The sequence below is a fragment of the Pseudomonas sp. genome, assembly GCF_030684895.1.
Lineage (GTDB): Bacteria > Pseudomonadota > Gammaproteobacteria > Pseudomonadales > Pseudomonadaceae > Aquipseudomonas.
The window spans coordinates 18,993-42,235 of sequence record NZ_JAUXXP010000046.1; the positions used below are offsets into that span (position 1 = coordinate 18,993).

At 58.9% G+C, this 23,243-nt stretch carries 20 protein-coding genes and 1 pseudogene; 12 read left to right on the top strand and 9 right to left on the bottom strand.

Annotated features, from left to right (window positions below):
- Positions 1-48 precede the first annotated feature (48 nt).
- A complete protein-coding gene (locus Q8M42_RS09345) occupies positions 49-822 on the top strand; it encodes a CHAD domain-containing protein (RefSeq protein ID WP_304863708.1) in 774 nt (257 codons plus the stop codon).
- 107 nt (positions 823-929) lie between these two features.
- Entirely contained in the window at positions 930-1,727 is a 798-nt protein-coding gene (locus Q8M42_RS09350) for an acyl-CoA thioesterase II (protein WP_304863754.1), read from the top strand.
- 17 nt (positions 1,728-1,744) lie between these two features.
- Here the strand turns inward: Q8M42_RS09350 and Q8M42_RS20970 are convergent, their stop codons facing one another.
- The 3 genes and pseudogenes from Q8M42_RS20970 to Q8M42_RS09360 all read right to left on the bottom strand — a co-directional run bounded on the left by Q8M42_RS20970 (position 1,745) and on the right by Q8M42_RS09360 (position 4,136).
- Complete coding sequence (locus Q8M42_RS20970) at positions 1,745-2,293, bottom strand: methyl-accepting chemotaxis protein (protein ID WP_370870347.1); 549 nt, start codon at positions 2,291-2,293, stop codon at positions 1,745-1,747.
- Positions 2,294-2,614: 321 nt separating this feature from the next.
- Positions 2,615-3,211 (bottom strand): annotated as a pseudogene (locus Q8M42_RS20975) (HAMP domain-containing protein); the annotation flags it as partial.
- Between the two features lie 106 nt (positions 3,212-3,317).
- A complete protein-coding gene (locus Q8M42_RS09360) occupies positions 3,318-4,136 on the bottom strand; it encodes a TatD family hydrolase (protein ID WP_304863703.1) in 819 nt (272 codons plus the stop codon).
- 235 nt (positions 4,137-4,371) lie between these two features.
- Here Q8M42_RS09360 and Q8M42_RS09365 point away from each other — a divergent pair, with 235 nt between their 5' ends.
- On the top strand, positions 4,372-5,757 hold the full coding sequence (locus Q8M42_RS09365) for a transglycosylase SLT domain-containing protein (protein WP_304863701.1): 1,386 nt from the start codon (positions 4,372-4,374) through the stop codon (positions 5,755-5,757).
- Positions 5,758-5,883: 126 nt separating this feature from the next.
- Positions 5,884-6,318, top strand: coding sequence for a DoxX family protein (locus tag Q8M42_RS09370; protein WP_304863699.1), 435 nt, complete (start codon positions 5,884-5,886; stop codon positions 6,316-6,318).
- A gap of 58 nt (positions 6,319-6,376) precedes the next feature.
- On the opposite strand, the gene Q8M42_RS09375 is transcribed toward Q8M42_RS09370, so the two are convergent.
- The gene (locus Q8M42_RS09375; RefSeq protein ID WP_304863697.1) at positions 6,377-7,399 is read right to left on the bottom strand and encodes a lipase secretion chaperone; all 1,023 of its coding nucleotides are present in this window, start codon (positions 7,397-7,399) and stop codon (positions 6,377-6,379) included.
- Positions 7,400-7,479: 80 nt separating this feature from the next.
- Complete coding sequence (locus Q8M42_RS09380; protein ID WP_304863696.1) at positions 7,480-8,424, bottom strand: triacylglycerol lipase; 945 nt, start codon at positions 8,422-8,424, stop codon at positions 7,480-7,482.
- Positions 8,425-8,968: 544 nt separating this feature from the next.
- On the opposite strand from Q8M42_RS09380, the gene Q8M42_RS09385 reads away from it, so the two are divergent.
- The 4 genes from Q8M42_RS09385 (at position 8,969) to Q8M42_RS09400 (ending at position 13,348) form a co-directional block, all read left to right on the top strand.
- A complete protein-coding gene (locus Q8M42_RS09385) occupies positions 8,969-9,277 on the top strand; it encodes a hypothetical protein (protein WP_090253450.1) in 309 nt (102 codons plus the stop codon).
- Positions 9,278-9,351: 74 nt separating this feature from the next.
- Positions 9,352-10,839 (top strand): polyphosphate:AMP phosphotransferase, encoded by a 1,488-nt coding sequence (pap, locus tag Q8M42_RS09390; protein ID WP_304863694.1) that lies wholly within the window; start codon positions 9,352-9,354, stop codon positions 10,837-10,839.
- Between the two features lie 120 nt (positions 10,840-10,959).
- Entirely contained in the window at positions 10,960-12,144 is a 1,185-nt protein-coding gene (locus Q8M42_RS09395; protein ID WP_304863693.1) for a thiolase family protein, read from the top strand.
- A gap of 139 nt (positions 12,145-12,283) precedes the next feature.
- Positions 12,284-13,348 carry an L-threonylcarbamoyladenylate synthase gene (locus tag Q8M42_RS09400; RefSeq protein ID WP_305284024.1) on the top strand — a complete coding sequence of 355 codons (1,065 nt, stop codon included), beginning with the start codon at positions 12,284-12,286 and terminating at the stop codon, positions 13,346-13,348.
- A gap of 6 nt (positions 13,349-13,354) precedes the next feature.
- Here the strand turns inward: Q8M42_RS09400 and Q8M42_RS09405 are convergent, their stop codons facing one another.
- Positions 13,355-14,284 (bottom strand): LysR family transcriptional regulator, encoded by a 930-nt coding sequence (locus tag Q8M42_RS09405; protein ID WP_304863689.1) that lies wholly within the window; start codon positions 14,282-14,284, stop codon positions 13,355-13,357.
- Positions 14,285-14,381: 97 nt separating this feature from the next.
- Between Q8M42_RS09405 and Q8M42_RS09410 the strand changes: the two genes are divergently transcribed.
- On the top strand, positions 14,382-15,239 hold the full coding sequence (locus Q8M42_RS09410; protein ID WP_304863686.1) for a DUF6671 family protein: 858 nt from the start codon (positions 14,382-14,384) through the stop codon (positions 15,237-15,239).
- Entirely contained in the window at positions 15,236-16,171 is a 936-nt protein-coding gene (cysD, locus tag Q8M42_RS09415; RefSeq protein ID WP_304863751.1) for a sulfate adenylyltransferase subunit CysD, read from the top strand. The genes Q8M42_RS09410 and cysD overlap by 4 nt, the downstream gene beginning before the upstream one ends.
- Positions 16,172-16,205: 34 nt before the next feature.
- Here cysD and Q8M42_RS09420 read toward each other — a convergent pair whose 3' ends face one another.
- On the bottom strand, positions 16,206-18,653 hold the full coding sequence (locus tag Q8M42_RS09420; RefSeq protein ID WP_304863684.1) for a YbcC family protein: 2,448 nt from the start codon (positions 18,651-18,653) through the stop codon (positions 16,206-16,208).
- The gene (locus Q8M42_RS09425) at positions 18,650-20,191 is read right to left on the bottom strand and encodes an NADH-quinone oxidoreductase subunit L (RefSeq protein ID WP_304863681.1); all 1,542 of its coding nucleotides are present in this window, start codon (positions 20,189-20,191) and stop codon (positions 18,650-18,652) included. Before Q8M42_RS09425 ends, Q8M42_RS09420 begins: the two co-directional genes overlap by 4 nt.
- Positions 20,192-20,294: 103 nt before the next feature.
- On the opposite strand from Q8M42_RS09425, the gene Q8M42_RS09430 reads away from it, so the two are divergent.
- Positions 20,295-21,167, top strand: a complete 873-nt coding sequence (locus tag Q8M42_RS09430) for a LysR family transcriptional regulator (protein WP_304863679.1) — start codon at positions 20,295-20,297, stop codon at positions 21,165-21,167.
- Between the two features lie 609 nt (positions 21,168-21,776).
- Here Q8M42_RS09430 and Q8M42_RS09435 read toward each other — a convergent pair.
- A complete protein-coding gene (locus Q8M42_RS09435) occupies positions 21,777-21,986 on the bottom strand; it encodes a DUF6316 family protein (RefSeq protein WP_275962846.1) in 210 nt (69 codons plus the stop codon).
- A 289-nt stretch (positions 21,987-22,275) separates the two neighbouring features.
- On the opposite strand from Q8M42_RS09435, the gene Q8M42_RS09440 reads away from it, so the two are divergent.
- Positions 22,276-23,238 carry a DMT family transporter gene (locus Q8M42_RS09440; RefSeq protein ID WP_304863676.1) on the top strand — a complete coding sequence of 321 codons (963 nt, stop codon included), beginning with the start codon at positions 22,276-22,278 and terminating at the stop codon, positions 23,236-23,238.
- The last annotated feature ends 5 nt before the right edge of the window (positions 23,239-23,243 follow it).

Sequence of the window (23,243 nt, forward strand, 5' to 3'; positions counted from 1 at the left end):
TAATCAATAAGCGCATAAGCTGGGGAGCGATTTCACAGGAGTGAGGCGATGCAAGGCTTGATTGATGAGGTGCCGCGACACGTACTGCGTATACAGATGCGCTTGTTTGCCTGTCGTGAACGGCTGCGGGTGAGCACCGACGACGAGGCTTTGCACGATCTGCGCATCGCCTTGCGTCAATTGCGCAGTCTGCTGCGGCCGCTGTCCTCGGTTGCAGTCTGTGAAGACTTGCAGCAGCGTGCGGCAGAGTTGGGTCGCTTGACCGGCCCGCTACGCGATCTTGAGGTGCTGCTGGGCTATCTGCAGCAGCAAGGGCTCGACAGCGCCGCACAATCGCGCCAGCCACTGTTACAGCAGGGTTATCTGCAGCTATTGGACAGTACGCCGTTGGTAGATCTGCTGAGCGCGTTGGATGACTGGCCGCAGCAGTGGCGCCAGGCGGCCAGCAGCGGGCAGCTGCGTGGCCTGCACAAGCTGATCAGGCAGCGCTTGCGCAAAGACCGCAAGCGCTTGGCCAAGGCGCTGCTTGATCCCGCCCATGACCGCCACCGCCTGCGTTTGCTGGTTAAGCGGCTGCGCTATGCTGCCGAGGCCTATCCGCAGCTTGCCGACTTGTCTGGGCGCATGCGTATGCAGCTGAAACAGGCGCAGTCGGCGCTGGGCGATTGGCACGACCATTGGCAGTGGCTGCTGCGCGCCGAAGCCGAGACGGATTTGCAGCCGTGCGTGCCAGCTTGGCGCACAGCGCTGCAGGCTGCCGAACAGCAGGCCGATCTGGCCCTGCAGGCATTGACCGCAGGTTTTGCTCACGCCAGCGGCTGAGTTGGCTGAAAGGTCGTTATACCTTCGGCTTGTTTGGCCGAAATGTCGTGTCACCCATGCTCGCCTTTGCCCTAAGATCACCCGCATCTTCAGTGTTCGAGGTGGTTATGGGCTTTTCCGAGTTACTCCAGGCGGTGCGCGACAATCCACAGGCGGTAGTGATTCCCGCGCAGTGGGGGCAGGGCCGCGCCAGTTTTGGCGGTTTGGTCGCCGCACTGGTGTATGAAGCCATGCGCGCTCAGGTGCCGAGCGGGCGCCCGCCGCGCTCCCTGGCTATTACCTTTGTCGGCCCTGCCGCGCCTGATGTTCCGGTGAGTTTCGAAGTGGAAGTGCTGCGCGAGGGAAAAGCCGTTAGCCAGGTGCTGGGCCGGGCAATACAGAATGGCCAGGTGGTGACCCTGGTACAGGGCAGCTTCGGCGCTGGGCGCGAGTCGCGCATCGCCGTGCAGGCCGATCCCGCGCCGCAGGCCAAGGCGGTGGAGGAGTGCCAGGAAATGCCGTATATCCCCAACGTTACCCCCGAATTTACCCGTTACCTGGCCATGCGCTGGGCGTTTGGCGGCATGCCTTTTACCAACAATCCGTCACGCGATATGGGTGGCTGGGTGCGCTTGCGTGATCAAGGCGTGGCCGAGCCAGCCAATGAGGCGCATCTGCTGGCGCTGGTCGATGCCTGGCCACCTGCGGTGTTGCCGCATCTGAGCGCGCCGGCGCCGGGCAGCTCACTGACCTGGACCATCGAATTCGTCCAGCCGATGAGCGAGCTGAGTACTCTGGACTGGTGCTTGTACCGCGCGCAGATCGAACATGCCCGTGATGGTTACGGCCATGTTGCGGCGGCGCTGTGGTCGCCAGCGGGTGAGCTGTTGGCGATCAGCCGGCAGACAGTTGCTGTGTTCGGTTAAGCGTCCTGCGCCAGCTCTTATAGCTTGAGCTGGCGAATCGCCGTGTTCAGCTCACCTGCGAGACTGGCTAAGTCGGCACTGGTGACGGCTGATTGACCAGTCTGGCCGACGGTCTGTTCGGTCACGTCGCGGATGCGGATCACCGCGCGGTTCATCTCTTCGGCCACCTGGCTCTGCTGCTCGGCCGCTACCGCTATCTGCGTATTGCTTTCCCGCATAAGCGCCACGGATTCGGTAATCGCCACCAGCGCCTGGCCGGCTTCACCGGCCTGTTTGACGCATTCATCGGCTTTGATCGAGCTGTCCTGCATAAAGTCCACGGCATCGCGGGTGCCGCTTTGTAGGGTGTTGATCATCTGGGTGATGACGTCGGTGGAGTCTTGCACGCGTTTAGCCAAGTTGCGCACTTCATCGGCGACCACGGCAAAGCCACGGCCCATTTCGCCGGCGCGAGCAGCTTCGATGGCGGCGTTTAGCGCGAGCAAATTGGTCTGTTCGGCAATGCCGTGAATCTCACTGACCACACCGCCGATCTTCTGGCTGTCGACCGCCAGCTGTTCGATCATCTGCGCGGTCTGCTGCACACCGCTGGACAGCCCGGAGATCGACAGGCTCACGCGGTTGACCGCCTGCTGGCCGCTGCGCGCCAGGTGCTCAGCGTTCTTTGATTGGTCACGGGTATCAGCCGTGTGCTCGGCGATATGGTGCACGGTGGCGGACATTTCGTTGATGGCGGTGGCCGCCTGTTCGGTTTCGCTCTGCTGTTCGAGCATGCCCTGGCGCACATCACGCATATTGCCGGCCAGGCGTTCGGCGCCTTCATCCAACTGCGCCGCCGACTGGGCGACGATACCAACCACCCGTTGGTAGCCAGCCTGCATGGCATTGAAAGCGCTGGCCATCTGGCCCACTTCATCTTTGCAGTCCAGCGGCACACGGGCGCTGAGGTCGCCGCTTTTTTCCACCTGCAGCATCACATCCTTGAGGGTGTTGAGGTGGCTGAGCAGAAAGCGAATCAGCAACTGTGAGGCCGCCAGCAAGAGCAGCATCAACAGCGCGACGACCAGGGCATAGCTGGGTGCACGGTCGAAAAAAACCTCGGTTAGACTCGGTGCCGAAGCGGTGATGGCCAGGCGTTGGCCGTCTTCGCGGACGATGACTTCGGCGCCGATCAGCCCATCGCTGCCGTTTAAATCGACCCAACCACGTGCGTTAGCCAGAGCGCTGCCCTGATTGTCCGGCAAGCGTGGCGTCTGCCCGCTGGCAACGCTCAGCAGATTACCAACCTTCGGCAAGGCCTGCTCCTGCGGCCATTGGCTTAATAAGCGTGCCTGCTGCTGCACAGCCTGCTTGGCGGCATCGTGATGCACCTGTTGTTCCAGGTGCAGCGCATAGAGCACCAGCAGCAGCGTGGTAAAGAAGGCCACGGCATTTACGGCCCAGAATTTGTACTTCAGGGAAAGGTCGCTGATCCAATGGCCCATGCAGGTGTCTCGTGTGAGGTGAAGGCTTGGCAAAGTGCCAGTAGTGTCGCTCAGCCTCACAGTGGATCTATTGATCCTTATCAACCGCACTGCGCGATTGGACTAATTAGCTGGCCGCGCCACTGAATGCAGGCAGGTTGAAGAAGGCCTGAGCCGCAGCGCTGGTATGGGCTGCCAGTACCTGCTCGGTTTCACTGCGGTGTAGCGCCACTTCACGCAGCACCTCAACGAGAAAGGCCGGCTCGTTACGGCCGTTCTTCGGTTTCGGCCGCAGGCTGCGCGGCAGCAGAAAGGGCGCGTCGCTTTCCAGCATCAGACGGCCACGGGGGATTTCCTTGACCAGCGGGTGCAGATGGCTGCCACGGCGCTCGTCGCAGATCCAGCCGGTGATGCCGATATGCAGGTCCATATCCAGGTAATTGAACAGCGCGCGCTTTTCCCCGGTAAAACAGTGCACCACGGCCGCCGGCAGCTGGTCGCGGAAGTGCCGCAGGATCGCCAGCAGGCGTTCGTCAGCATCGCGTTCATGCAGAAACACCGGCAATTGCAGTTCCACCGCCAGGGCCAACTGCTGCTCCAGCACCTGCTCCTGTTGCGGCCGGGGTGAGAAGTCACGGTTGAAGTCCAGTCCACATTCGCCCACCGCGCGCACTCTGGGATCGGCCAGCAGCGCCTTGAGTTGCGCATGGCTGTCGCTGTTCCAGCTGCTGGCGTCGTGGGGGTGAATGCCGGCCGTGCTGAACAAATGCTCGGCGCTGTCATCCAACTGCCGGCACAGCTCCAGGGCGTGCTGACTTTCCGCCAGGCTGGTGCCGGTCAGCAGCATTTGCTGGATGCCCGCCGCATAAGCGCGAGCAAGGAGTGCTTCGCGTTGTTCGGCAAAGCTTGGGTGAGTCAGATTGACGCCGATGTCGATGAGTTGCATGGTGCTACCTGCTGAATTGATTGGGCAGCATAACAGAGCTTTTTTAATAGATTAAAAGCCAATAAATACAGCTAGTTAAAGCCTATACATGATGTTGTATGTGATTGCTGGCTGGTGTCCGTGGCCGGGCTGTGCCAACCTCCGCGCCCCGCGCGAGGGGTCAGTTGCCTTGTACGCAGCCTATTCAGACGCGCCGCTGCACTGATCTATCGGTCGATTCTGCCCTGGAGCCTTGATGTTGCGAGTGCTGCTCACCTGCTGCCTATTGCTGCTGTCCTGCACAGCGGTGGCGCGCGTGGCTGGCCCGTTGGAAGTCGAGCAACCCAAGGCCGCCCGTGACCTGGCGAGCATTCGTAGTAGCGGTGAGTTGCGCGTGCTGGTCAACCAGAGCCGCAACAGTTCCGGTGAGGTCAAAGGCCAGAGCATTGGCGTCGAATACCAGCGCATGCGCGCCTTCGAGCAGTACCTCAACCGCAACGCGCGCGATGGCCGCACGCTCAAGCTGAAGGTCATTCCGCGCGCCAAGGATCAACTGCTGGCCGCCTTGCAGCGTGGCGAGGGTGATCTGGTCGCCCCCGGTGAACTGCTGAATATGCCGCGCGGCAGCAAACTCAGCGCCAGCGCGGCCATCCGCAGCAATGTGCCGCTGATCATCGTCGCCAAGCAGGGTAACCGCAGGTATCAGAACCTCGAACAGCTCTCCGGACGTAGCTTGGCCCTGTCTGCGGGCAGCGTGGCGGGGGAAGCTGTGCGGGCGGTCAACCAGCGGCTGATCGACAGCAAACGTTCGCCGATTATCGTCGAGTGGGTCGACCCGAGCCTGGCGGTCGAGGATGTGCTGGAAATGGTTCAGGCCGGCATCTTCAGCGTCACTGCGGTCGAGCAACCGATTGCTGAGCGCTGGGCCAAGGTGATGCCCAAGCTGCGCCTGGATCGTCACCTGCAATTGAGCAGCGGCGGTGCTATGCGCTGGTATGTACGCCGCGACACGCCAATGCTCGGCGCGAGTATCGACCGCTTTCTCAAGGGTTACCGTGACCCGGCGGATCAGGATGTAGCGTTCCAGCGCGTCTACCGGCGTTTGTATAAGGTGCATTACCCGCTGGGCCGCACTGAGCGTCAGCGCCTGGAGAAAGTGCGTCCGGTGTTGCAACGCTATGCCGAGCAACATGACTTCGACTGGCTGGCGCTGGCTGCCTTGGCCTTCAAGGAGTCGACCCTTAACCCGGCGGCGCGAGGGGCCGGTGGCGCTACCGGGCTGATGCAGATCACCCCGGCGGCGGCGCGCAGCGTTGGCGTGAGCAATATCGGCGTGCTGGATAACAATGTGCAGGCCAGCGCCAAGTACCTGGCGATGATTCGCCGCAACTACTTCAACAGCCCGCAGCTTAATGAGCGTGAGCGCATGGCCTTTATCCTGGCCGGCTACAACATGGGCCCGCAACGCGTGCAAAGCCTGCGGGCAGAAGCACGCAGGCGCGGTCTGAACCCCAATCAATGGTTCTTCCAGGTGGAGCGGGTGGCGATGGAGCAGATGGGCATGGGCGTGGTCAGCTATGTGAATAGCGTGAATAAGTACTACCTTGCTTATGACCGTGAGCGCTATCTGCTGGAGCCTTAGCAAGTCAGTTGGATAGAATGATTAATTTAATTATTCGATTGAAATTAGCGGATTTATCGGCTTTAAGTATTGGCTAATTGGTTTAATCTTCACTCCATCAACTCCCCACTACAAGGACTGCTGCACATGAACGCTTTGATCAAATCTGTTGTTGCTACCCAGGCGGGCTACGGCCTTACCGTGCTGCGCATCATCGCCGGCATCACCTTCGCCGCCCACGGCGCGCAGAAGCTGTTTGGCTGGTTTGGCGGTTACGGCCTGGAAGGGGTCGGCCAGTGGATGGAAAGCATCGGCCTGGCGCCGGGCTATCTGTTGGCACTGATGGCCGGTAGCGCCGAGTTCTTTGGTGGCATTGCCTTGATCATCGGTCTGCTGGCGCGTCCAGCAGCAGCGGTGCTGGCGCTGACCATGGTGGTGGCGATCGCCACGGTGCACCTGGCCAATGGCTTCTTTATGAGCAACAACGGTTATGAGTTTGCCTTGGCCTTGCTGGCGATCAGCGTAGCGATCCTGATTGAAGGGGCTGGCAAGCTGTCGTTGGACAAGCGCATCGCCGGTTAAGCGTTAAACGACTCGGCAGCAGCCCGCAAAAAGCCCACTTCGGTGGGCTTTTTGCGTTTCAGGATTCTGGTTTTTCCTTTGTCGCCAGCTGCTCGGCGGCTTCCAGGCGCAGTTGTTCGCGCTCATCAAAGTTCTCCGCCGCAAGCTGGGCAATGGCGGCACGTTTGTCGCTGGCGCTCATGCCGGGGTTGTTTTCGATGGCGGCTTTTTCAGTGCTGTACTGGGCGATGCGTTTCTTCCAGGTTTGCCGTTGCTGGTCGAGCACTTCGAGGCGCTGGGTGGCTTCGGCGCCAACCAGTTGCTGGCGCAGCTGGCGGATCTGTTCCGGTTTGGCGCCGGCGGCTTGCAGTTGCGCGGTTTGCTGGCGTAGCTCGTTCTGCAGTTGCGGCAGCACGGTGTCCTGCATCTCGGCAGGCAGGCTGTTGCGCAGTTGGTCAACGGCGGCGGCTTTGCCGGCATCGTCCAGCTGGCTGTTATGCAGAATCGCCAGGCGCTGCAGGGTGAACTGGTTGTAAGCCTCTTCGCGGGCAAAGAACGCCTGCTGCGTTTGGCTATCGAAGATTCGCGCGCGCAGCGCCTGCACGGCGGCCTCCCGTTGACGCAAGGCATCCAGGTTGGCCATCTGCGGCAGCTCGCGTTCGAGCAGCACCAGCTCGCGTTTGTAGTCGAGGTACTGGTTGAGCAGCGCCAGGGCCTGCTCGCGTGCCTGGGCTGGCAATTGCGCGGCGATATAGGCGCGCAGCCGTTCAACGCTGGCGCGCAGCGGTTCTTCACCCATGGCGGCAAGAAAATAATCGAAGATCCGCCGGATGTCTTCGCTGATCAGCAGGTTGCCATTGGCATCCAGGCGAAATACGCCATCCACCGTGGTGCCGCCGAATGAGGCGGGCAAGGTTTTTAATGGATCGGCTGTAGTCTGCCTGCTGTGCTGGGCTTGTGTGGTCGGTGGCGCGTCAGTGCGTTGGAGGGGGCGTGGCGTATCACCGCTGAGCTGCGCGGGAATATCCACGGGTTGCAGGTACAGTGCGAGAGCCAGGCAGACGGCGAACAACAGTGGGGACAGCAGCAGAAGTTTTTTCACAGGCACTCTTCAGGTGGACAGACGGTCAGGCGAGGCGGGCAGAAACGCCAGGGGCTGCAGGGCAGCCCCTGGCTAAGCTGTTACAGTCCGTCGTTTTTCAGGCGGTTGGCGTGCTGGCGATAGACCGTGACCGGGTCGGTCTCGAACAGGCTGGTCAGCCCCAGGGTCTGGTTGACCTCGTCGAGGTGGTTCATCCGATAGTCATCGCGGATCACCTTGCCCATGCGCGAGCTGCAGCGACCGACCAGGCCATCGTTGGCTTCGCCCTTGAAGGTCAGCGCGGTGGCGCCCAGTAGCAGGTCGCTCGGGTCGATGATATTGGTCACCGGGCTGGTGCCACTCCAGGAGTAGTAGCGCACGCCATTCACGCTGTAGGCGCCTTCACCGCAAGCGCTGGTGGGAATACCCTGCGGGAACTTGGCGTTGAAACGCGCCGCGCCCTGGCTGTTGAGCGATTCCAGCGAACCCAGCGCATTTTGCGGGCTGGTGCTGGAGCTGCCGGAGAGGAAGTTGATCAGCGTGCCGAGGCCGTTGACGATGCCGGCCAGCAAGGTTTCCCCGGCCGAACCTGGTGGTACCTGGCGGATAAAGTCGGCCGTGGCCGAGCCTTTGTGCGGCGCACCGACGCTGGTGGCTGAGGCAATCAGGCTTGGTTTGACGGCGGCGACATAGCGGATGGTTGGGCCACCGTGGCTGTGGCCGATCAGGTTGACCTTGGGCTTGCCACTGATGGCGATAATGTCTTCCACCTGGGCCAGCAGTTCTTCGCCGCGGGCTTCCGAGGTATTCAGCTGGCTGACTTCGGTGACGTATACGCTGGCGCCGTCACGGCGTAGCGCGGCAGGGATGCCGTACCAGTAGTCGACCCCGAGGATGCTGTCGAAACCGAGCATGCCGTGGGCCAGCACGACCGGGTATTTGGTCTGGGTGTAGCCGGAGGAGCCGAACCAGAAGGCATGGGTGTTGCCGGAGGCCAGCAAGCCGGCGCCCAGGCAGAGGGCGAGCAGGGTTTTATTGTTGTTCATTGGGGCTCTCGCTAGGGTTGATCGGGCAGTTCAAGGCAGTCCATGCAGCCAAAACGCCCATCCCGTGGCGTGTACATCAGCCCAGGGGTATTGGCAGAAACCATGCCAGTAGCGGCAAATAGCCGTGTAGCCCTCTGCCACGGGCGCTACATCGACGTTGTGTGCAACCCGGTGCAGGCGCAGTGCTGCGGGTTTGTTACGGGGTGAAACGGCGCGGGCCTGGATTCAGGCCCCAGATGACAGAGCTGAGGTCTGCGCGCAGGCGGCAAAAGGCCCGGTTGGCAGGCTGATGAGTGCGGCCACCAACCAAAGGTTGGGGTGGTTGGGTAGGGGCGTGGTTGCCCACCTTGACAGTGCTGCGCGGGCTTCTCTAGGATGCCGACCCATGCGCCGATTTAAACAGCTACTTGCGGGGCGCCGGGTTACCTGCTGATTGCAGCGCCCTGAGAAGCACTCTTCGGAGGCTTTGAAATTCCGCTAAAGCGCTGGTTCGGTGTCGCCTCTCACCGCTGCCCAGCGGACTCAATGAGGCGGAGACATATCGATGCACTGTCCCCAACCGCTTATTCGCCTGGCCCCGATCACCTCTGGGCTGACCCTGCACAATCCGAAAATCCTCCTGGGCGGCAGTCACCAGCCGACCCTGCTGCGCTACCTCGACGGCTGGCCCAAGCGTTGGCCGGGCCCGCGTACCTTTCTGATCAACTTTGTTCACGATGGCGAATCCCTGGCGCGCTTTGCCAGCAACCACTTCGATATGGCAGTGATCCAGGCGCCAACGGCCGCGCAGCTGGATGAAACCGTGCGCCAGTTGACGCGCGTGGCCAAGCAAGGGCTGATCACCCGGCGTTAAGCGAATAGCGCAATAGCGTGGTCAAGGTCACGGCCTATCCGCTAGGCTCACACGATATTGTCAGGGAGTGGGCCATGTTCGAATCCGCCGAGATCGGCCGCAGCATCGATAAAGAAACCTTTGAGGCCGAGGCTCCAGCGTTGCGCGAGGCGCTGTTGGAGGCGCAGTACGAATTGCAGCAGCAAGGGCGTTTTGCCGTGCTTATCCTCATCGATGGCATCGAAGGGGCAGGCAAGGGCGAGACGGTCAAACTGCTCAACGAGTGGATGGATGCGCGGCTGATTCAGGTCAACACCTTCGACCAGCAGACCGATGAAGAACTGGCGCGCCCGCCGGCCTGGCGCTATTGGCGGCAACTGCCGCCCAAGGGGCGCATCGGCATCTTCTTCGGTAACTGGTACAGCCAGATGTTGCAGGGCCGGGTACATGGGCGGATCAAGAATGCCGTGCTCGATCAGGCCATCGACACCACCTTGGGGCTGGAACGCATGCTCTGCGATGAAGGCACGCTGATCTTCAAATTCTGGTTTCACCTATCCAAGCCGCATATGAAGGCGCGGCTTAAGGCGCTGAAGGATGACCCGCTGCACAGCTGGCGGATCAGCCCGCTGGACTGGCAGCAATCAAAAACCTACGACAAGTTCGTGCGCGTCGGTGAGCGTATCTTGCGGCGCACCAGTCGCGATTACGCGCCCTGGTATGTGGTTGAGGGGGTAGATGAGTATTACCGCAGCCTGACTGTCGGGCGCATCCTGCTTGATGGCCTTCAAGCGGCATTGAAGGCCACGACTCGGCCCCTCTCTCACCCGCATGCTGCGCCGCTGACCTCCAGCCTGGATGAACGTGGTCTGCTCGATAGCCTGGACATGAGCCAGGCCTTGGGCAAGGACACGTACTCTGAGCAACTGATCAGTGAGCAGGCGCGACTCTCTAGCTTGATGCGCGACAAGCGCATGCGTCGCCATTCGCTGATCGCGGTGTTTGAAGGCAACGATGCGGCAGGCAAGGGCGGGGCGATTCGCCGGGTGATTGGTGCGCTCGATCCACGTCAGTACCGCATCGTCCCGGTTGCTGCGCCGACTGAGGAAGAGCGCGCGCAGCCTTACCTGTGGCGCTTCTGGCGGCATATTCCGCCACGCGGCAAGTTCACCGTGTTTGATCGTTCCTGGTATGGCCGGGTGCTGGTGGAACGGGTCGAGGGCTTTTGCAGCACCGGCGACTGGCTGCGCGCCTATGGCGAGATCAATGACTTCGAAGAGCAGCTTAGCGAAGCCGGTGTGGTGCTGGTGAAGTTCTGGCTGTCGATCGATCAGCAGACCCAGTTGGAGCGCTTCCAGGCCCGTGAACAGATCCCCTTTAAACGCTTCAAGATTACCGAAGAAGACTGGCGCAACCGCGACAAGTGGCCGTTGTACCGCGATGCGGTGGGCGATATGGTCGACCGGACCAGCACGGAAATCGCACCTTGGACGCTGGTTGAGGCCAATGACAAACGCTTTGCTCGCATCAAGGTGTTGCGCACTATCAATGAGGCGCTTGAGGCTGCATTCGATAAGCACTGAGTGGCCAGTTCCATGAGCTACAGGATGGTCGCGCATACGACTGATGAATGATCATCGCCGAGTGAGATTGTCCGGTTTTATTCTCATTGCCAATTCAACCCAAGAACAATGAGGTGCGGCATGCGTGAAGTGGTGATCGTTGACAGCGTACGGACTGGCTTGGCCAAGTCCTTCCGTGGCAAGTTCAATCTGACCCGTCCAGACGACATGGCGGCTCATTGCGTCAATGCATTGCTGGCGCGTAGCGGCATCGACCCGGCGCTGGTGGATGATTGCATCGTCGGCGCCGGCTCCAATGAAGGCGCTCAGGGCATGAACATCGGCCGCAACGTCGCAGTGTTGTCTGGCCTGGGCACCAACGTGGCCGGCATGACCCTCAACCGTTTCTGCTCCTCGGGTCTGCAGGCCATTGCGATTGCCGCCAACCAGGTGGCGTCCGGCTGCAGTGATGTGATTGTGGCCGGTGGTGTTGAGTCGATCACCATGACCCTGAAGAGCATGAACACGCAGAACCTGTTCAACCCGCTGCTGCAAAAAGAGGTGCCGGGCATCTATTACCCGATGGGCCAGACCGCCGAGATCGTCGCCCGCCGTTACAACGTCAGCCGCGAAGCCCAGGATGCCTACGCCCTGCAGAGCCAGCAGCGCACTGCACGGGCTCAGGCCGAAGGCCTGTTCGACGATGAAATCGTGCCGATGCACGTCAAGTATCAAGTCGAAGACAAAGCCACGGGCGAGAAGAGCATCGTCGACGGCATCGTCGCCCACGACGACTGCAACCGTGCCGACACCACCCTGGAAAGCCTGGCCGCGCTCAAACCAGTGTTTGCTGATGACGGTTCGGTCACCGCAGGCAATGCCTCGCAGCTGTCCGACGGCGCTTCCATGACCCTGGTGATGAGCCTGGAAAAAGCCATCGAACTGGGCCTCAAACCGCTGGCGTTTTTCCGCGGTTTTGTTGCTGCTGGCTGTGAACCGGACGAGATGGGCATTGGCCCGGTGTTCTCGGTGCCCAAACTGCTCAAGGCCAAGGGGTTGAGCATTGCCGATATCGACCTGTGGGAGCTTAACGAGGCGTTTGCTTCGCAGTGCCTGTATGCGCGCGACCGTCTGGAAATCGACAACGCCAAGTACAACGTCAGTGGCGGCTCAATCTCTATCGGTCACCCGTTCGGCATGACCGGCTCGCGTCAGGTCGGCCATCTGGTGCGTGAGCTGCAGCGTCGCAAGCTGCGCTACGGCATCGTCACCATGTGTGTAGGCGGCGGTATGGGCGCAACCGGGCTGTTTGAAGCGGTGCGCTGATCAGCGTCGCGATAAATGTCAGGCAATAAAAACCGTGACTAATCTCGTTACAGCACAAATTGCACTAAAACTCTGTGAGTGAAGGCCTTCAGGTTAATTTGCTTTTCAGTACATGTACCATTAGGTGTACCACTCCCCGTTGGCGCAAGCCGCAGGGAGTTTTCTTTTTCAGGCGATTAGCATCTCGGAAAGCCCAACGTGCCGGCCAAATGCCTTCGGCGGATGCGCAACACTCAACACATCGACCAATTTCCAAACCATGCCATCAATAACTAAAGACATCGCGCTTTGCGCTCAGTACCTACGCGACGGTCATTTGATCGCCATGCCTACCGAAACGGTTTACGGTCTAGCTGCTGACGCACTGCAGGAAAGCGCGGTTAACAGAGTCTTCGCCTTAAAAGGACGGCCCAGTACGAACCCTTTGATCGTCCATATTCACGATGCTGAACAGGCAAGCCAGTGGGCAGCAGAAATTACTCCGCAAACTCAACGCCTGATGGCAGCCTTCTGGCCTGGCCCCTTAACGCTGGTATTACCAGCTCGCGATGAGGTGTTGCGTTGTGTTACAGCCGGGCAGAACAGCGTGGCCATTCGCGTACCGGCGCACCCAATGGCACAACAGCTACTGCGCTCTTTTGGTAGCGGCCTGGTGGCTCCTTCGGCCAACCGCTATATGTCAATCAGCCCGACCAGCGCCGAACATGTGGCTAAGCAGTTTCATGACAGCGAGCTGACCGTATTGGACGGTGGTCCCTGCCAGGTTGGCCTTGAGTCGAGCATTGTCAGTCTATTACCGGGTGACAGGCCGCGGTTGCTGCGCCGCGGCATGATTAGCTGCATGCACTTGCAGCAAATACTCGGAGAGCAACTTGAAGAGAGCGCTGGCGGCTTGCGCGCTCCGGGCCAACACCTGCGTCACTACGCGCCCACAACCCCGGCACAGAGTTTTACCCAGCCCCCTGTTGACGCGCTAGATAGCCACGCAAATGGCTGGATCTGGTGCGGTCATGCTCACGCTAGCCAAGGCCCAGGGATTAATCTAGGCAGTGATCCCGAGCAGTACGCAGCCGGCTTTTACGCGGCACTTTACCAACTCGATGCCCTGGGTCTACAGCGCATCTATATCCAGCTGCCACCGCACCAAGAAGCCTGGGCCGCTGTGCATGACCGTATGACGCGAGCCTGTCATTCGATAGCCTGAGTTGCCCTATTGCGGTAACTCGGGTACTGCCAGCTCGCCTTTATCGTCAACAAAAGTGGCAAACGCCTGGGCTACAGGAGACGGGTTTTTAGTGCGCCAACTCACCAAGTACCAGCGGTTGGGTATGGGAAAGCCGACTACATCCAACTCCACCAAATTGCCTGGTGCAGTGTGAATCAGCGTGTGCCGCGAAAGGATCGCGATACCCAGCGCAGCGGCGACTGACTCTTTGATGGCCTCGTTACTCTCGATGGTCATCTGCGGCTTTAGGCTCCAGCCAAACTGGGCAAAATGCTGTTCGATGGCTAGACGAGTGCCAGACCCAGGCTCTCGGCTCAAGAACGGTTCTGCAGCTATTTGCTCCCACGATATGCGCTTACCGGTAAATCGGTGACCTGCTGGCGCGATCACGACCAATGGGTTTTCAGCAAGCGGGATGGAGACAAGGTCTAAGTTTTTCGGCGGCTGACTGAACACATAAAGATCATCACGATTATTTTCGAGCCGACGGATAACCTCCGAGCGATTGGCTATGTTGAGCTGCACCTCAACCTGTGGATATTGGCTGCAAAAAGGGCCAAGTAGGCGCGGTACAAGATACTTTGCCGTGGTTACAGCGCCGAGCCGTAGCCGACCAACCGTTAGCCCGTTTAACTTAGCCAAGCTCATCTCTAATCGATTAAGCGCATCGAAGATCTCCTGCGCCCCTGACTGCACTTCACTACCCGCATCGGTCAAATACAGACGTTTGCCCAATTGCTCAAACAGCTTCATGCCCAGCGCTTTTTCCAGCTTGGCAATCTGTGTGGATACCGATGGTTGTGCCAAGTGCAAAGCCCTGGCTGCCTCTGTGACATTGAGTCGTTCGGCCACTTCGAGAAATGTTTCGAGTTGGCGAAAAGTGGTCTGGCGGGTATGAAAGCGTGGATTATCCATTGTTAATCAGCAATAGTTTATTGGTTAATAATCTATTATCGATTATAGCAAAGACTGACGAAAATCCAGGTTACTGCCAACCTAGGAAGCTCAAGCCATGTCAGCTGCCACACCTTATAACGGTGTTCATTCACTGTTACCGGCAAGAAATCGAGTCTCATTTCTCACATGCCACGATAAAACGCGCCTGGTCAGCGAACCTTTAGACGCACTGGGCTTTGCGCTGGAGCCGCTGGCGATTTATGACACAGATCATTTTGGGACCTTCAGTCGAGAAGTGAGCAGAACGGGTACTGCGAAGGACACCGTACTGGCAAAGGCCAAGCTCGCTGCCGAATTGGCTGGCTTACGCTTTGGCCTCGGCAGTGAAGGTAGTTTTGCTAAAGACCCCCACATTGGCTGGATGCCTTGGGATTATGAGCTGCTCTGTCTATGGGATAACGAGCGCCAATATGCCGTTTTCGCCCTAGCGGGCTCAGGAGCTACCAACTATTCGCATTGCGAAATCGAGGATATCGATGCAGCAGTCAAATTCATGGATAAAGCGCTATTTCCGGAACACGCGCTGATCCTTGGCAAGCCCGGTGATGCCTGGTTCCGTAAAGGAATACGGGATCGCGACTGGCTAATCGATCAATTGCACTGGCTACTGTCTAGCCCCAAACGAATCTGGCTAGAAACTGACATGCGGGCCCATTTAAACCCAATGCGTCAGGCCGTTATCCGCGAAGCTGGGGTTGAGTTAGCCAAACGACTCTCTAGTCGTTGCCCCGAGTGCGCAGCAATGGGATTCGCGGTGGTACGCAGTGAGCCAGGGCTCGTATGTATGGACTGCGGAATCAGCACTCCGCTGGCAAGCGCTCACACATGGGAATGTCCTGCATGCGCGCACATCGAACGCCGTCCCGTCACCACAAAAGCCCCTGCGATAAACTGCGAATTCTGCAACCCATGACAATCTATAACCAATCCTCAATGGGCCTTGGTCACCTGCGAGAGCTGGAAGCTGAAGCCATCTACATCCTGCGTGAAGTAGTTGCCGTGACGCGTAACCCTTGCCTGTTCTACTCAATCGGCAAAGATTCCACCGTATTGCTGCACCTGGCACGTAAGGCGTTTTATCCGGGTACGTTGCCGTTCCCGCTTCTACACGTGGATACCGGCTGGGAGTTTGCTGAGATGGCGCAGTTTCGCGACAACCTGGCCAAACGTTTGAGCCTGGACATGCGCGTACACGTCAACCCAGATGGTGAGCGCTTAGGCATTACGCCTTACTCGGTCGGTTCGGCCAAATACACCGATGTGATGAAAACTGAAGCGCTCAAACAGGCGCTGGATCAGTATGGGTTTGATGCTTGCTTTGGCGGTGCGCGGCGTGACGAAGAGAAATCGCGAGCCAAGGAACGCGTATGTTCATTCCGCGATGCCAATCATCGCTGGGAACCCAAGCAACAGCGCCCGGAACTTTGGCAGCTGTACAACACCCAGATCGGACCAGGGGAGAGCCTGCGCGTCTTCCCCTTATCGAACTGGACCGAGCTGGATATTTGGCAGTACATCTATCTGGAGAACATCGAGATCGTCGACCTCTACCGTGCAGCTCCACGGCCTGTGGTGGAGCTGCACGGCACGCTGATCTGTATTGACGATGAACGCATCCTGCCGCACTTATCCACTGAACAGCGCGCCAGCATCGAGACTCGCTGGGTACGCTTCCGCACCCTGGGTTGTTATCCGTTGACCGGCGCAGTGGAGTCCACCGCGACTGATCTGCCGCAGATTATTCAAGAAATGCTGATAACACGGACCTCTGAGCGTCAAGGCCGGATCATTGATCATGACCAAGACGGCTCAATGGAGAAGAAAAAAGTCGAAGGCTACTTCTAAAAAGACCGCGCCAAGGTGGCGCGGTGTTAATTCCTCAACGTGGTAGCGGCTGCCATCCTTCAGTCGTGCGACGTTCCAATATGTCGCGGCAATTGCTGTCAATGCGCAGCAGATAAAGCCAGCCATGCATCACCAGGTCGCTGACTGCAGCATGCTCGGCGATAACCTTATCAATCATGCTCTGCGGCGCTTCAATCACCACTGTCAGCCGCAGTGGCCGATGAATCCAGTTCTTACCGTCATGCAGCGACTGGTGCGCCAGGCCGATGCGCAAATCGCCTCCGTTGCCTTCGAACACGCCGATACGACCGCCGACCACGTTGTGCAGCACCTTGTTACCGCTGCCAAAACGCAGGTTGTCGGTGGTGGAGGTCAGGTACTGCAGATTGATCCAGTTAGCGACCACCATGGGGGCGGTCATGATCAACTCCAGCACTTCACCGCTGGTGTCCTGCTGCCAGTCGTAGTCGTGCAAGAAAGCGCGGCCCTGCAAGTTCTGCCCGCAGGTCCTTAGGCGCGGCGCTGCTATAAACGCGGCGTTGCCGGCCAGGCCCCACTCTGGTCGAGTCTGCGCCCAGTCTTTGCCACGCCGGCGCAAGATGCTCAGCAGTTTTCCCGGCTTTTCGCTCACGTTCGCCAGCCCTAAAAGAGCGGCACGCTCGCGTCGGGCGCGTTCACCGGCGTCGTCGAGGGCTTGGCGCAGTGTCCGCCAAGATTGCTGCAAACGCTGAGGCAGCGACTCGCTGGCAAACACCTGGATCTCATCGGTGGTGGTATTATGCAGGCCTGCCAGTACCCGGCAGTCTACTGGCAGATCAATGCCCTCGTTGATTAGGGCTTTACGCACCTCAGTATCATTTAACACGTCGGCCAGCACGCGGGCGTTGACCTCGCCGCTCTGGCCGCAACAGGCACCACAATCCAAGCCAGCGGCTTGCGGGTTATTAGTACTTTGGCTGCCATGCCCCAGCAGTACTAGCAGCGGCGGGAAGTCATGAGTGAGGCTCATAGCGCGCAAGATACGCGCCGCCATACTCGTCCGCTGCTCAAGTGTGATCACGGGTAACGTCGGCTTTAACTGTAGCCACTCGCTTGGCCGAAAAGCGTTGCGATCAGGCGCGGATGGACGGGACAGGAGACCGCCGACGCGCCCCAGTAGTGCGCCGGCATAACCCAGCCCCAAGGCTTCAACCAACGTAAATGTCGAGGCTGGCAAGCGCTCAAACAGCTGCCAGCGGCCGGCACGTTCCAAGCGTAGATTGCGCTGGCTGGCCAGGGCCCGGTCGCGGGCGGCATCGCCGCTGCTGTCAGTTACGGTTAACTGCGCAGCCAGCAATCCCGGAAGTTGCGGCCGCGTGGCTTGCGTGCCCAAAGGGGTGTAGGCGATCGGTAGACCAAAGAATCCAGCAAAACCACCGGTCTGGACCTGCGGACAAGCCTCTTCAAGGGCGCGACGAAGCACCTCTGAGCGCACGTCAATACAGAAATACACCCGTGCGATCGGCGTAGCCACGGCCTTAGGTTTGACCGGTTGTTGCAGCATGCCTTGCAGCTGCTCCTGCCAGGCCAGCTCCTCGGCCCGCTGCCACAGTTGCAGAGCCTGCCACTGTGATGTGGGGACCTGTTCGCGAGCGGTTTGCCAAGCTACGCGCCACGCACTCCAACAGCTGTCAGCATCTCGCTGGCGGTCATCAACCAGCCATTCCCAAGCTGCGCGAATGGCCAGCAGTTCCTGCAGCACCGGATCATCACCGCCTTCTAGCCTCGCTTGCCAACGCTGATACGCGCACCAAGACGCCCAGCCGAGGCTGCGTAGCAGCAGGCAATCAAACCACTCGCTTAGTTCGTGCTCGGCAAGGCCCAAACGCTGAACCGCCGATTCGAGAGCAGCATGCGGTTCCAGGGGTAACTCAGCGATCCGCTCACCCAGCGAGCGGCAAGCGCTGAGCACGCTTAAGCCACGGTTCTGCAACATTGACTCACGCCAGGCTTGGTAGAGGCTGACCTGCTTCGCTGGACGCCAGTCGGACTGATTTTCGTCGAACCAAGCGGCGCAGCTTTGGCCGATTTGCTGGGTAATCAATGCAGGCCAGCCAGGTACTTTCATTTCAGCCTTAGCCATGTCTTCCAATAGCGGCAGGCCCTGGGCAGTAACGGCCGGTTGGTCAAGTAGCTGCAGCAATTGTGGCGGTGTCCATGGATGCGACGTTTCAGCCAGAGCCAGATCTAGGTGGTGTTGATTGATCTGTCCGGTTTGCCAGGCAGTGCGATAGTCGGCCGCAGTGAGGGTCAAGCGTGTGCCCGCGCGGCGCCAGAGTTGTTCGGCTACTGCCGCCCAAGGTTGGTCACGTCGCTCCCAGAGTGGGTTAACAGCAATCATGCGATCTAGTGGCCAAGTCGGTGCAATACGCTCGCAGGCCTGCCGAGCGATTTTATGCAGAGCAACCTTATTAATGCTGGCGATGTGTTCGAGCGCGGTCATAGGCGTTCTCCAGTTGCAGGCATGGCGGACTGCGACCGAGTTAACGGCCACAGGCGGAAAGTCAGGCGGGTAAAGTGTTCATCCAGATAAAAGCCGGCAAAAGCCAGGGGGTAGAGTCGCCGGGCGAGTGCGCCTTCAGGTTGGGTAATAATCAAGGCTTGCAGCGCGTAAAGGCTGAGAAACAGAAGCAACGCGAATAGTCCAAGATACTGCTGAAAATCACTCGTCGTAGGGCTAGAGCCCAGCACGTGCGCGGCAGCCATGTGCCAGAGCAAGTAGCAGCCAAGCAAGAGCGTAAGCATGCCCAGGCTGTGCAGAGCGCCACTGAGGCGCATACACCAAGGCGCAAGACCAATAGCCAAAATAACCAAGGCCATCGCGGGTAGCGAATGCATTGGCAGCAGCAGACTCCAGATGCCATGCAGCAGTACCAACCAGGCCATAACCATAACCAGTGCCCACAGGGCAAGCCTAAGGCTGGCGGGTGCAGCGTCTTTATGCAGGGTCTGCCTACGCACTTGGGCAACGGTATCGCCAGCCCCGAGAAAGGCATAAGCCTTGTACAGGGAGTGAGCCAACAGGTGCACTAGGGCTAATTCGTAGAGCCCCAAACCGCACTCCACAAGCATCAACCCCATCTGTGCGCAGGTTGACCAGGCCAAACGTACCTTGATGCTGATACGGGTCATCATCACAAGACCGGCAAGCACAACCGTCCCCCCGCCCACGACTACCAACAGGGTTTGCGCCGCAGGTGCAGCGGATAGCAAGGGGGCGAAACGAAGCAGGACAAAGCCGCCCAGGTTGACCAGGCCGGCATGCAGTAGAGCCGAAACGGGTGTCGGTGCTTCCATCACCTGAATCAACCAGCCGTGAACCGGCAGCTGGGCGGATTTGAGAATCACCGTCAGCACCAGCAGCACAGTTGCCAGTTGTAGGTCCCAGCCCAAAGTACCGCTTGCCTGCAGACGCCGAGCGACTTCATCGAGCATCACTGCAATAGCGCTATCACCGCCGGCGTGTACCAACAGCACGGTCGCCACAATCAGGCAGAGGTCAGCCAAGCGGCTGGCAAGAAATTTCTTGTGGGCCACAACGTGGGCCATGGGGCGGTCACGGTAAAAGGTCAGCAGTTGATGCAAGCACAGGCTGGACACGATCCAAGCAGCGACCAGCACATACAAATCGCCGCTGGTGACTACCACTGCTACCGCCGCCAGGGTGCCTAGGAGCGCCAGGATATAGCGTTTCTGTCCAGGCTCACCGTCTAGGTAGCGCTGCGAAAAATCGATGATGACCAGCGCCAAAAGGCTGATTAGCGTGGCCATGGCTAGCCCCAGGCGGTCGCTGTCAGGTTCGTCCAGCGCCCCTTGTAAAAGAGCAGCCAGAAGCACGGAAAAGCCTGCGTAACCGGCCAGTCGTGCTGGCCACCAGAGTCGTCCAATTGGCGAGGTCGATGGGTTCAAAGCCACAGGTAGCATGGCCAGCAGGTAAATCCAGGGCAGCAGGGTGCTCAATTGGGGGAGCAAGAGTGACATCAGAGAACCTCCGCAGATGATCGGCAGGTTCAGTTTCTAGTAGTTGATTTTTTAATTAAAATAGATTGAATAGAACCTATCTATCTTTAATAAAGAACAATCAATGCGCCGACTGAATTTTCATCACCTGCATTACTTCTGGGCCGTCGCCAAGGAAGGCAACCTGACCCGCGCCGCACAATCATTGCATGTCGCTCAGTCGGCTCTCTCTACACAGATTCGCGCCCTGGAAGAGCAGCTTGGTTACGCACTATTCATTCGCTCAGGCCGTAACCTGTTACTGACTGAGGCTGGCCGGCTAGCACTGGATTACGCCGAGAGCATTTTCGCCCTTGGCAACGAACTGCAAATGACCCTGCAGGGCACTCAGCAGGCTAACCAGAAGCTTCGCATCGGTGCGGTTGCCACTCTTTCACGTAACTTTCAAGAGAACCTACTGCGGCCGTTTCTAGGCCGCCGTGATGTGCACATCACGTTGGAATCGGGCAGCCTGGGGGAGTTATTGGAACGCCTGGCGCTGCACAAGCTGGACATAGTTTTAAGCAATACGCCGGTCAGTTCAGATGCCCAGCGCTCTTGGCGTTGCCAGCTATTGGATCGCCAATCAGTGTGCCTGGTCGGTCCGCCCCGTAGAGCGCCGCTACCTTTCGACCTGAAACGCGATCTGCAGCAAGTGCGCCTCATCGTGCCGGGCCGCAGTAGCGATATACGTAGCCAGTTCGAGTTGTTTTGCGACAGTCATGGTTTAAGCCCAACCATCTGCGCCGAGGTCGACGATATGGCCATGCTTCGACTCCTGGCGCGTGACTCCGGTGACGTGGCGCTCTTACCAGCAGTGGTGGTGCAGGATGAATTACAGGCTGGCGTGCTACAGCTTTACGCACAAATCCCAGAGATTGCAGAGCAGTTTTTCGCGGTGACCCAGCAAAGACACTTCAACTTAGGGGTTCTCGATGAGCTGCTATCCGCGCATTGACGCCTAGCCATGGATCGAAGAGCGCGACCTCAAGGTAAATCAAATTTTTGGGAAGATCGCGCTGGGTCTGAAAGTGACTGAGTCGGCCTGGGCTTTTTAGACAACTCAACTAGTGACCTCATCTGGCCGCTTCCTGCCATTAGCATACGGCCACCTCGGGTCAACAGTTGCCAGTCGTCAGTTCGGCGCGCGCACGTCAGGTATGCGTGCTCATGACGAATGGATTGATTGGTCAGTGGTGATGCAAATGGGTGGTCAAGTCCTTGCAATTACGCAAGGTATGAAACGTATATTTAGGACGGCCAATAGCAATATAAAAAATCAAAATAAAGCCCTCTGGACGAGGGCTGTTGGTAGCTTTAGTACATAGTTGGGCGCTGCAAAGAAAGTAATCGCGGTTTTTTATTGGCTCTGTACCAAATATTGTGTTGCAGGCTGCTTTTGTAGGGTGGGTTAGTGGCGCTGAGGCTCGTGATGGGCGGCACCACGCAATTCGGGCGCCGCGTAACCCACCCTACGCTTTACCGCGTTTCATGCACCGTATCGCTGCTCGGGATGACTCAACAGATAACGGGTACATAGCCTTTTTATTGGCTGGGGTTTGGTGATTCAGAACGCGCGGCTCTCGATGATCTCGTTGGCCTGGATCATTCGGCGGATATAGAAGGCGATCTCGCGTTCGGCATCCGTTCGGTTGAAGTAGGGACCTTCCAGGGTGCCCTCGCGGGTGGAGAAGAAGAACTGGCCGTTGACCGCACTTACGCGCTCGCTGCGGTAGTGGGTGCCGGGGTTATGGTCGATGTTACGTTGGCCGAACATAAATGAACCTCCCGCAAAATGAGCTGCTGAGGTCAGTCTAAACGGCGTTTTTCTGGCTGCAGAATTTAACGACAAATGGTCGTTTTTGCCGAAATTCGGTGCGGTTTTTCCGCTTTTCATATTTTTTGACGCCATAAGGCTGACTTGATGCTGTGCGGCCATCAGTACAGTTGCCGTAAATAGCTGTGCCTGGCTGTGGCTGTGCCGGTTTGCAGCTGCGGCCTAGAATGCTGCGTTGTCGCTTCAACCTGCATCGGGCAACGGTTGCGGCACGGGTTTCGAGGCGTTTATGCATATTTCCTCCGGTCGCTGGCTCTATGGTCTGTTTCTCGCGCTGTTGACTGCGGTGCTGTGGGGCGTGCTGCCGATCAAGCTCAAGGAAGTGCTGCAGGTGATGGACCCGGTTACGGTGACCTGGTTTCGTCTGCTGGTTTCCGGCTCCATCTTGTTCGCCTACCTGGCTGCCAGCCAGCGCTTGCCGACGTTTCGTCCGCTGGGCAAGAAGGGCGCCTGGCTGTTGCTGCTGGCGATAGCCGGGTTGACCGCCAACTATGTGCTGTATCTGGTGGGTCTCAATTTGCTCAGCCCCGGCACGACGCAACTGGTGATTCAGGTGGCGCCGATTCTGCTGTTGATCAGCAGCCTGTTTGTCTTCCGTGAACGTTTCAGTCTTGGCCAGGGGCTGGGCTTATTGGTGCTGCTGATCGGCTTTGCCTTGTTCTTCAACCAACGCTTGGATGAGCTGCTGACCTCGCTGACGGCCTACACCACAGGGGTGTTGATCGTGCTGCTGGCTGCGTTTGTTTGGGCGTTCTATGGGTTGGCGCAGAAACAGCTGCTGACGGTATGGAATTCGCTGCAGGTGATGATGGTGATCTACCTGGCCTGCGCATTGTTGCTGACGCCTTGGGCGCATCCGCTGCAAGCGCTGGAGCTGAGCCCGCTGCAGGGTTGGCTGCTGTTTGCCTGTTGCCTGAACACGCTGGTGGCTTATGGCGCGTTTGCCGAGGCGCTGGCGCATTGGGAGGCTTCGCGGGTCAGCGCCGCGTTGGCGATTACCCCGTTAGTAACCTTCGGCTCTGTGGCGCTGGCCGCCAGTTGGTGGCCTGACCATGTACAGCCGGAGCAGATCAACTGGTTGGCCTATGGTGGCGCGGTGCTGGTGGTATTGGGGTCTGCGCTGACTGCGTTGGGGCCTTCGCTACTGGCCGGTTGGCGCGCCCGCAAGGCGCGCTTGGCTGCACTGGCTTAAGAAGG

Bases quoted from the DNA above. Each gene is read 5' to 3' on its own strand.
- Q8M42_RS09370 (WP_304863699.1), top strand. From the start codon at position 5,884: ATGAACGCTTTGATCAAATCTGTTGTTGCTACCCAGGCGGGCTACGGC.
- Q8M42_RS09365 (WP_304863701.1), top strand. From the start codon at position 4,372: ATGTTGCGAGTGCTGCTCACCTGCTGCCTATTGCTGCTGTCCTGCACA.
- Q8M42_RS09395 (WP_304863693.1), top strand. From the start codon at position 10,960: ATGCGTGAAGTGGTGATCGTTGACAGCGTACGGACTGGCTTGGCCAAG.
- Q8M42_RS09350 (WP_304863754.1), top strand. From the start codon at position 930: ATGGGCTTTTCCGAGTTACTCCAGGCGGTGCGCGACAATCCACAGGCG.
- Q8M42_RS09435 (WP_275962846.1), bottom strand. From the start codon at position 21,986: ATGTTCGGCCAACGTAACATCGACCATAACCCCGGCACCCACTACCGC.
- cysD (WP_304863751.1), top strand. From the start codon at position 15,236: ATGACAATCTATAACCAATCCTCAATGGGCCTTGGTCACCTGCGAGAG.
- Q8M42_RS09385 (WP_090253450.1), top strand. From the start codon at position 8,969: ATGCACTGTCCCCAACCGCTTATTCGCCTGGCCCCGATCACCTCTGGG.
- Q8M42_RS09410 (WP_304863686.1), top strand. From the start codon at position 14,382: ATGTCAGCTGCCACACCTTATAACGGTGTTCATTCACTGTTACCGGCA.
- Q8M42_RS09345 (WP_304863708.1), top strand. From the start codon at position 49: ATGCAAGGCTTGATTGATGAGGTGCCGCGACACGTACTGCGTATACAG.
- Q8M42_RS20970 (WP_370870347.1), bottom strand. From the start codon at position 2,293: ATGATCGAACAGCTGGCGGTCGACAGCCAGAAGATCGGCGGTGTGGTC.
- Q8M42_RS09360 (WP_304863703.1), bottom strand. From the start codon at position 4,136: ATGCAACTCATCGACATCGGCGTCAATCTGACTCACCCAAGCTTTGCC.
- Q8M42_RS09430 (WP_304863679.1), top strand. From the start codon at position 20,295: ATGCGCCGACTGAATTTTCATCACCTGCATTACTTCTGGGCCGTCGCC.
- Q8M42_RS09380 (WP_304863696.1), bottom strand. From the start codon at position 8,424: ATGAACAACAATAAAACCCTGCTCGCCCTCTGCCTGGGCGCCGGCTTG.
- pap (WP_304863694.1), top strand. From the start codon at position 9,352: ATGTTCGAATCCGCCGAGATCGGCCGCAGCATCGATAAAGAAACCTTT.
- Q8M42_RS09420 (WP_304863684.1), bottom strand. From the start codon at position 18,653: ATGACCGCGCTCGAACACATCGCCAGCATTAATAAGGTTGCTCTGCAT.
- Q8M42_RS09440 (WP_304863676.1), top strand. From the start codon at position 22,276: ATGCATATTTCCTCCGGTCGCTGGCTCTATGGTCTGTTTCTCGCGCTG.
- Q8M42_RS09405 (WP_304863689.1), bottom strand. From the start codon at position 14,284: ATGGATAATCCACGCTTTCATACCCGCCAGACCACTTTTCGCCAACTC.
- Q8M42_RS09425 (WP_304863681.1), bottom strand. From the start codon at position 20,191: ATGTCACTCTTGCTCCCCCAATTGAGCACCCTGCTGCCCTGGATTTAC.